Below are 6,207 nucleotides of genomic sequence, written 5' to 3'. Positions count from 1 at the left end.
CCGCCCCGCACCCGGCGCACGGCCGTCCACGCCTGCGCCGCCCGGCCGTCGTCCGGCCCGGCGCCCGACCACAGCGCCACGTCCACCGTCCGGCCCAGCGACCGCAGCTCCTCCACAGTGGACTGATCCACGAACCGGGCGGCAGCGGTCGCGAGGTCCCGCACGGTCATCCCCGCCGTGACGGGCACGCCGTGACCGCGCAGCCGGTCCCGCACCTCTTCCCAGGCGCCGATCACCGCGCCGGATCCACCCCGGCGCCGTCGCCGCCACGCCCGCACGCCCTTGGCCAGCGGCACGCCGAACACCCCGAGCAGCACCACGGCGAGCAGGACCGCCCCCGTCACCGCCCACGGGAACCGGCCGGTCCCGCCTCTCCCGTCGCCGGTGCCCTCTCCCGCCGCCACCGGTGGGTCGAGCAGGTCCTGCGACGCGGGCAGCTGCGCCCGTGCCCCCGCGGTCGCGGCGGCCAGCCCGGCGCCCGCGGCCGCACCGGGCGCGGCGGTGCCCGTCGGGTCGAGCGGCACCCAGCCGACGCCCTCGACGGCCACCTCCGGCCAGGCCAGCACGTCGCCGTTGCTCACCACTGTCGTGCCGGTCGGCGCGCGGAAGCCGACCACGAGCCGAGCCGGAATGCCGCGCACCCGCGCCAGGGCCACGTAGGCGGCGGCGAACTGCTCGCTGGTGCCGCGCTTGGCGGTCAGCAGGAACTCCGCGAGCTGGGGCCAGGAGTGCCCGGTCGGCAGGTTCTGGCCGCTGGCGAGCCGGTAGTTCTCCCGGAAGAACCGCTCCAGCGCGAGCGCCGCCTGGAAGGTGGGCCGGGTGCCGTTCACCGCCCGCTCGGCGAGCTCGGTGATCCCGGGCGGCACCGTGCCGACGCCGGACAGGCCGCCGGGCGCGTCCGGGTCGATCGCCGCGCCGTACAGCGAACCCGCCGGGATCTGCGGCGCCCACCAGGTCAGGGTGTAGTCGCCGGCGCGGCCGCCGTCCGGCACGAGCAAGGTGCCCTGCTGTTCCTCCACCAGCGGCTCGGCGCCGCTCACTCCGGCGGGCCAGGTCTGGCTCGGCAGCCACGGCCCGCCGAGGTCGACGGCGGAGATCCGGGCCGTGCGCGCCTCGACCGGCACGGTCACCTCCGGGCCCGGCCGGAGTTCGCTGCCGAGCGTGCGGTAGCGGGCGCCGGGCGACCAGTTGACGCCGTCGAACTCGTCCAGCACCGCCACGGCCCACCGGTCCACCCCGGCCGCGCCGTCGACGCGGAACACCGGCGTGCCCGGGTGGGCGAGCCGGTAGGCGATGTCGTCCAGCGGGTTGGCGATCTGGACCTGCGTGAGCGGGGCGAGCTGGTCGTCCTTGAGGGAGTACTTCGCCGGCGGGGACGGGACGGCGACCCCGGCGACCACCACGGCCGCGGCGGCGAGCGCGACGGCCGCGGACGGGAACACCGGCCGCCGCCCCTGTCCGCGCCCGGTGGCGAGCACGGCACCCGCCGCCACGGCGTACGCGAGCGCCGTGCCCACCGCGCCCCAGCCGGACGCCGCCGCGTAGAACTGGCTGAGCACCACGACGGCGAGGCTCGGCACCAGCGCGGCCAGTGGCCGGGTGAGCCGGAGCAGTTCGGCGCCGAGCACCGCGGCGAGGACCGTCAGCAGCGGCACGAACAGCAGCACCGCGGGCTCGGGACGGGCCGGCCAGGTGGAGCGCAGTGCGAGCTGCCAGGACTGGGACACGCCGTCGGCGAGCGCGCGCAGGGTCTCACCGGTGGGCACCCCGCCCGCGGTGGTCGGCCACAGGGTCGTCTCGACGACCGCGAGCAGGCCGGCGACCAGCGCGACCAGGGGCCGCCAAGCCAGCGAGCCCGGCGTGCGCATCACGGCGACGACGACGAGCACGACGGCCGCGGGCACCCCGACCGGCACCAGGAGCGCGGAAAGGCCGAACACCGGGGCGAACAGCAACCCCGCGACCACCGCCGCGAGCACCACCCCGGCGGCGGGGGTGATCGCGGCGCGATCTCCACGTGCGGTGCTCATGCGACCACCCCGGACCATGGGATTGGACAGTCCGGATGCGACAGTCGTGCGACGAAGGTGTGCTTCACGCCGTCACCTCGTGCGCTGAGCGCAGCCACGAACGGCAGTCCACAGCAGACACGTGCGATGTCCAGGCGTGCCTCACCCCGCCACCTCGTTCCACAACCGCACCGCTTGCACCGCATCGGGGGCCAGCAGCACCCGTGCGCCCGGCGCCGCGGCCATCCGTGGTCCCGGTCCTTCCAGCGCGACCAGGAAGATCGTGTCGAACCGGTCCCGCAGCCAGGTCAGTGCGGGCGGCTCCGTGCGCGCCGAGCTGACCAGCACCAGGCATCCGCCCGCGCCGCCGCGTGCGGACAGCGCCGGCGGCACCAGCGCGTCCGCCGGGGCCTGCGTCACCTGGCACAGCTCGTCCAGCAACTGCCGGGTCGCGGGCAGGCCGCCGGGTGTGGGCAGGTCGAGCCCGCCCGCGGTGACCAGCCGCGACGGGTGCCCGGCCCGCGCCGAGGCCACCAGCAGCGACGCGGCCACGTCGGCCGCCTCCTCGAACCCGGCAGGCGACAGCGATCCGGCGCGGGTGTCCAGCAGCAGCGTGAACCGCGGCTGCTCCGGGTCCACCAGGTCCCGCACCATCAGCCGCCCCGTGCGGGCCGTCGCCTTCCAGTGCACGTGCCGCACCTCGTCCCCGGGCACGTACTCGCGCACGTCCTGCAGGTCGATCGAGCCGCGCAGCGCGTCGTCGGTGCGGGCGCCGTCGTGGTGGTGCCGCGGGTGCCCGCTGACCAGCACCCGGGCCGGCAGCTGCCGCGGGTGCACCCACAGGTCCGAGGTCTCACCGGTGGGCTTGCGGTTGACGGCCAGCCCGAACGGGTCGGCCCGGTGCAACGTCAGCGGGCCGACCGGGTGCCGCCCGCGCGCGCCAGTGGGCAGCTCGTAGTGGTAGGTGGCCTCCGCGCCCGGCGCGAGCGCGCGCACCGAGACGGTCTGCGCCTGCCCGCCGATCCCGTCGGTGGCCAGGAACGCCGCCTGCCGCCGCTGCCCCGGGTTGCGCACCCGCAGCCGCGCCAGCGCGGCACTGCCCCGTTCGACCCGGTCCGGGTACACGGCACGGCGCACCTCGACACCCAGCCCGCGCGCGGTGACGGCCACCGCGGCGAGCACGGCGACCAGCGCCACCGCCCCCAGCGCACGCAACAGCGGGTACCCGCCCCACTGCCCGAACACCAGCAGCGGCACCGCCGCGACGAGCACCGCGACGCCGCGCCCGGTCAGCCGCCGCCTCACCGCCGGGCCGCGCCGATCGCCGGCGCCGGGGTGGCGGCCAGGACCTCGTCGACGATCTCGGCGGTGCCGCGGCCGTTCAGCTCGGCGTCCGCGGTGAGGATCAGGCGGTGCGCCAGCACCGGCACGGCCACGTCCTTGACGTCGTCCGGGGTGACGAACGCCCTGCCGTCAGTCGCGGCCAGCGCCTGCGCGGTCCGCACCAGCGCGATGCTGCCACGCGGGCTCGCGCCGAACCGCACCGCCGCGTGCTCCCGGGTCGCGGCCGCCAGCCGGGCCGCGTACTCCACGACCGCCCGGTCCAGGTGCGACCCGCGCACCTCCGCGATGGCCTGGCGCAGCACCCCGATGTCGACCACGGTGGGCAGCTCGTCCGCGGTGACGCCGGCGCACTCGCTCATGACCACCAGCACCTCGGAGGCCACGTCCGGGTAGCCGACCGACAACCGCATCAGGAACCGGTCCAGCTGTGCCTCCGGCAGCCGGTAGGTGCCCTCCATCTCGATCGGGTTCTGCGTGGCCACCACCAGGAACGGCCGCGGCACCTCGTGCGCCACGCCGTCCACCGTCACGCGCCGCTCGGACATGACCTCCAGCAGCGCGGACTGGGTCTTCGGAGTGCCGCGGTTGATCTCGTCGGCCACCACGATGTTCGCGAACACCGCGCCCGGGTGGAACCCGAACTCCTCGTCCTTCTGGTGGAACACGCTCACGCCGGTGATGTCGCCGGGCAGCAGGTCCGGCGTGAACTGGATGCGGCTCCACTTCCCGCCGATGCTGCGCGCCAGGCACCGCGCCAGCGTCGTCTTGCCGAGGCCGGGCACGTCCTCGATCAGCAGGTGCCCCTCGGCCAGCAGGGCGGCCACCGCCAGCCGCACCAGCTCCGGCTTGCCCCGGATCACCTGCTGCACGTTGTTCGCGATCAGCCCGGCGACCTCGCCCGCTCGTGTTGCGCTCTGCACTATCCCCCCGGCCATACGTAGTAGTTGGAACGGACACCGTTGACTTCGACCCACACGGTGTAGCCGACGCTTTCGTAGGGAAAAGCCTCGAACACCTCGTTGCCTTCCGCGTCGGTCCGGACGCCCCGGCCCGGGTTGGAATAGCCGGGGTTGTCGGAGAACACCTCTACCTCGTACCTGGTGTTGGGGTCGAACCCGGTCATCTCCACGTGCATGTAAGCGCAGTCCGGCGCCTCACAACCGTCGTAGGTCGTGTCCTCACCCCGGCGGATCGTGATCTGCGGGGTCCGCTGCACCGGCACCAGCGTCTGGACCGTGGCCGGCGCGCCCCGCCCGGCGCTGTTCTCCGCCACCACCGTGACGGTGTAGGTCACGCCCTGCTGCAACCCGCTCAGCGTGGCCGACCGCGCGCTGCCCGGACGGGTCATCGCCCCACCCGCGCCCGACCCCGGCCGCCAGGAGATCTGGTAGGCGGTGACGGCCGCGCCGTTCGGCGGCGCCGCACCCCAGGTGAGCTGCACGTTCTCGCCCTGCACGGTGGCCCGCAGCCCGGGCGGCAGGCCCGGCGGGCTCGCCGGCACCGGCGGAGGCGACGGCGGCGGCACGGCCCGGGACGACGACGGCGGCGACTGGGTCTGCCCCGGCGGCCGGCCCCCGTCACCACCCGAGGGCGGCCGGTTCTGACCCCCACCGGGCGGCGGCCCGTTCTGCGCCGGTCCACTCTGGACCGGTCCGTTCTGCGCCGGTCCATTTTGGACCGGTCCATTCTGGGGCTGCGAAACCGGCGACTCCGGCGGCGGGGCGGCCGGCGCGCCCGGCTCGTCCGGCCGCTGCGTGCCGACCACCGGCACCTGGTTCACCGCGCCGTCGTGGTCCACCACCAGCACGTGCCGCCCCTCGGCGCCGTCCACGTACACGCGGGCGTCCTCGCCGCGGGCCAGCCGCGGTTCGCCCGCCTCCGGCGGCACCGGCATCGTCCGCTTCGGATCGCCCTGGCTGCTGTAGGTAAGCACCGTGCTGCGGGTCAGGTCGAGCAGCACCACCGACGACCCGCTGACCGTCGGGCCGGCGTAGTCCCCGTCGGCCAGCGCCAGGCTGATCGGCGTCGCGGGCGCGCGCCGCCCGTCCAGCCCGGCCGCGTCGACCAGGTGCAGCCGCCGGGTCGCCGGGTCGAGCACGGCCACCCGGCCGTCCGCGTCCGCCGGGGCGATCCGGGCGCCGGGCGGCAGGTCCATCCGCGCGGGCACCGGCTCGCCGAACCCGTCCCCGGTGACCGGGCGCAGCACGTCGGAGGTGGTGTCCACGAACGCGGCGTCCCGGCCGACCACGGTCAGCCCGCCGGTGTGGCCTGCGGGAGCCGCCACCGGGCAGGACACCTGCTCCGCGTCGCGCGGGAGCCGGCACAGCACCCCGGAATCCAGGCGGTGCAACCACACCGTGCCGTCCGGAGTGGCCACCGGGTCGCCGAGCACGCCGCCCGCCGGAATGGTCACCGCGCCGTCGCCGAGCCGCACCACCCGGCCCGCCTCCCGGTAGACCAGGTAAGGCCCGCCCGGCGTCTCGATCGCGACCGGCACCTCGCCGGTCGGCGGGACGAAGCTGCGCTCCACGCTGAGGTCGGACTTGCCGAACTCGTGGATCCGCGACCGCCCCACCACGTACCCGCTCGTCTCGCCCTGCACGACCTGGCTGCCCGGCTCCAGGCCCGGCACCTCCGCCGAGGCGTCCACGGTGCGGGCCGAGCCGTTGATGTGGAAAACCCGATCCAGGCCGGGGAAAGCGACCCAGTGCCCGCCCGGCGCGACGTTCAGCCCGGGCAGCGGCCGTCCCGCCGCCGACACCGCCACCGCGACACCGGCGACCACGACCGCCACCAGCAACGCCATCGGCAGTCGGCGCCGCAGGCCGTGGGAAGTCCGCTCGTCCATCTGCGT

At 75.9% G+C, this 6,207-nt stretch carries 4 protein-coding genes; all 4 read right to left on the bottom strand.

Annotated elements, in window-relative coordinates; all coding sequences use genetic code 11:
* Window positions 1–2,030: transglutaminaseTgpA domain-containing protein (locus ABZ193_RS16820; RefSeq protein ID WP_354710477.1), on the bottom strand; the 2,030-nt coding region annotated here is incomplete at its 3' end.
* A gap of 141 nt (window positions 2,031–2,171) precedes the next feature.
* Window positions 2,172–3,314, bottom strand: coding sequence for a DUF58 domain-containing protein (locus ABZ193_RS16815; RefSeq protein WP_354710476.1), 1,143 nt, complete (start codon window positions 3,312–3,314; stop codon window positions 2,172–2,174).
* Entirely contained in the window at window positions 3,311–4,288 is a 978-nt protein-coding gene (locus ABZ193_RS16810; protein WP_051123558.1) for a MoxR family ATPase, read from the bottom strand. The genes ABZ193_RS16815 and ABZ193_RS16810 overlap by 4 nt, the downstream gene beginning before the upstream one ends.
* The gene (locus ABZ193_RS16805; RefSeq protein WP_354710473.1) at window positions 4,273–6,201 is read right to left on the bottom strand and encodes a fibronectin type III domain-containing protein; all 1,929 of its coding nucleotides are present in this window, start codon (window positions 6,199–6,201) and stop codon (window positions 4,273–4,275) included. The genes ABZ193_RS16810 and ABZ193_RS16805 overlap by 16 nt, the downstream gene beginning before the upstream one ends.
* Between the last annotated feature and the right edge of the window lie 6 nt (window positions 6,202–6,207).

The sequence above is a fragment of the Amycolatopsis sp. NPDC006125 genome, from assembly GCF_040614195.1.
GTDB classification, from domain to species: Bacteria; Actinomycetota; Actinomycetes; order Mycobacteriales; family Pseudonocardiaceae; genus Amycolatopsis_E; species Amycolatopsis_E tucumanensis.
Note: the sequence above shows the minus strand (reverse complement) of the source record. Positions and strands in the feature narration are given on the sequence as shown.

Bases quoted from the DNA above. Each gene is read 5' to 3' on its own strand.
- ABZ193_RS16810 (WP_051123558.1), bottom strand. From the start codon at position 4,288: ATGGCCGGGGGGATAGTGCAGAGCGCAACACGAGCGGGCGAGGTCGCC.
- ABZ193_RS16805 (WP_354710473.1), bottom strand. From the start codon at position 6,201: ATGGACGAGCGGACTTCCCACGGCCTGCGGCGCCGACTGCCGATGGCG.